3 protein-coding genes and 2 pseudogenes are annotated in these 2,166 nt (G+C 32.7%); all 5 read left to right on the forward strand.

The window, feature by feature from the left end:
* Positions 1 to 88, forward strand: a pseudogene (locus NFS31_RS26510) (transposon-encoded TnpW family protein); the annotation flags it as partial.
* 321 nt (positions 89 to 409) lie between these two features.
* A complete protein-coding gene (locus NFS31_RS26515) occupies positions 410 to 928 on the forward strand; it encodes a hypothetical protein (protein ID WP_172540338.1) in 519 nt (172 codons plus the stop codon).
* A 14-nt stretch (positions 929 to 942) separates the two neighbouring features.
* Positions 943 to 1,185 carry a hypothetical protein gene (locus tag NFS31_RS26520; protein ID WP_160264294.1) on the forward strand — a complete coding sequence of 81 codons (243 nt, stop codon included), beginning with the start codon at positions 943 to 945 and terminating at the stop codon, positions 1,183 to 1,185.
* The gene (locus NFS31_RS26525; protein WP_172540337.1) at positions 1,185 to 1,892 is read left to right on the forward strand and encodes an AbiTii domain-containing protein; all 708 of its coding nucleotides are present in this window, start codon (positions 1,185 to 1,187) and stop codon (positions 1,890 to 1,892) included. Before NFS31_RS26520 ends, NFS31_RS26525 begins: the two co-directional genes overlap by 1 nt.
* An 88-nt stretch (positions 1,893 to 1,980) precedes the next feature.
* Positions 1,981 to 2,166 (forward strand): annotated as a pseudogene (locus tag NFS31_RS28125) (nuclease); the annotation flags it as partial.

Here is a 2,166-nt window from a genome sequence, read left to right on the forward strand (position 1 = left end):
TGTGCGGGTTCATTTCAGCAAGACGAGCAAGGAAACCATGAGCGACAAAATCAAGCGTATGCTGAAAAATGAGATACAGCAGATGTGAAAAAGCGATAACGGAAACAGGCCGGGAATCAGAAATGCGTTGGCTCCCGGCTTGTAAAATCAGACTGGCAGATTAAGTTCTGTTTTTTTATTGTTGGTAGTTTCCTTTCGTGGTATAATACACATATCCATATTACGAATTCAACTTTCATTAGTGATATAATTATTAGAGCTGTTGCAAGTACCTTTCAGTTATAGCAAAGAATTTGCACTTGGACTTAATTTTAGAAAATATGTGAACGTGAAATAGAAATTTAGGTAATAAGGAACATTTCTATCTCTTTGGTAAGACTGTATAATTTTTGCAGGAGGACTAAAAAATATGAGCAAAGCAGAAATATGGAATGTTATTATTTTGTTTACGCAAGCAGCGATATTGATTGGTCAGCTTATATTAAGTCGGAAGATAAACCAGCAAACTATATCGAGAGAAAAGGGATATTTTATCATACAAAAAAGTAATATACCTACGATAAAAGGCGAGGAAGTAAGGTTTTTAGACCAATTTAATCTAAATGATGGTATTGGAATTGGTTTTTATTGTATAAAAGCTGATGTAATTTTACGGAGTACAAGTTATAGTGTTAATGGAGTTACATATGAAATTGGACAACCAGTAGATGGATTTTTCACAGAAGATAATAGGTTTAATAAACTGAAAGTTTTGTTAAATTTAAAAGAATCTGATTTGCAAAAAGACTATTTAGATATTGAATTTATTTTTAAGCTAAGAAACACAGTAGGATACGAATATACGCAAACGGTCGATGTTAGATTTTCTAAGATAGAAGATTCATCTTGGCATTATATAAGCAGATATAATATGTTCTTTGACAAGTAAGGAGAAATTGATTCATGGGAATACAAATAGGCGATGGAAATAAATTTACAAATTCCAATATTGCAGAGAAAATTGAAGGAAAAATTATAAATTCTAATGTCGTAGAAAAAGAAGAGTCTAGACAAACTAAACAAAAGAAAAGATTTTATGATCAGCATCCTTGGATTTCTGGATTTATCATCTCAGCTATTGTTGCATTTTTATTTTTATTTACTTTTTGGACAGATATTATTTGCTGGATTGAGAGGTGGTTTTGATGGCTAAGAGTCAGATAATTAAGGACTTAGCAAATGGAAGCATTGATACACAGATAGCATTAAAGAGGACAAAAGTATTATTACAGGAATTTGATGACGAAAGATTATTAGAATGGGTTAATTATGAAATAGAGGGATATCCGAATGATGTGGAAGTGCCTGAATATCGACGGATTTCGGGACAGTCATTTTGCTCCTATATAAAAGGAACTATGTCAAGATTCTTAAAATACAGTAATGTGCCTTTATCGCTAGGCAATATGCCTGAAAACGAGCGGGAAATATTTTATTATGCAAATATGAGAGAAAGTGTAGGTGCGTTAAAAGGGACAATACATGAATATGAAAAAAAGGGAACATCCATAGGAAGAATAATTCCTGCTGAATATTATCCATATATTGCAAAGTGTAATAATGATATGGGGATGGTCATACAATCAGCTGAGATACAATTAAATATGCCACAAATTTTAAATATTTTCCCGAAAGTTGAAAACAAGTTACTGGATATTTTGCGCTATCTTGAAAAACAATTTGGGAATTTGGATGAGTTAGACATTGATGTGGATAATAAGAGCGAACAAGAATTGAAAGAAATAGTGAATCATATTTATGTTCTGATTTATAATGATCAAAGTGTTACTATTGGAAATGATAATGAATTTAATAATTCAAACATTGCGTCTTCAATTAAAACCGAAAACTGAAAATTGGGCAAGATAGGGATAGAGAGTTTTGGTTCTTCAGTGTAGACAAGTTTGGATATGATTGAAAATATTTCGATTGTATGGTAGTATAGAGATACAAAAACGGAAGGGAAAGCAGGTGGGAAGATTGACAGTGACGGAACAGATAGACCAGAAACATCAGGAAGATTTACAGAGGCTAAGAGGTTTTCGCCTGCTTGATGATGATTTCCTCACAAAGTGTTTTGAGGGAGATACGGCAAGCATAGAACTGGTATTGCAGATTGTGCTGGAA

Origin of the sequence: Otoolea muris (assembly GCF_943193115.1) — a bacterium.
Classification (GTDB): domain Bacteria; phylum Bacillota; class Clostridia; order Lachnospirales; family Lachnospiraceae; genus Otoolea; species Otoolea muris.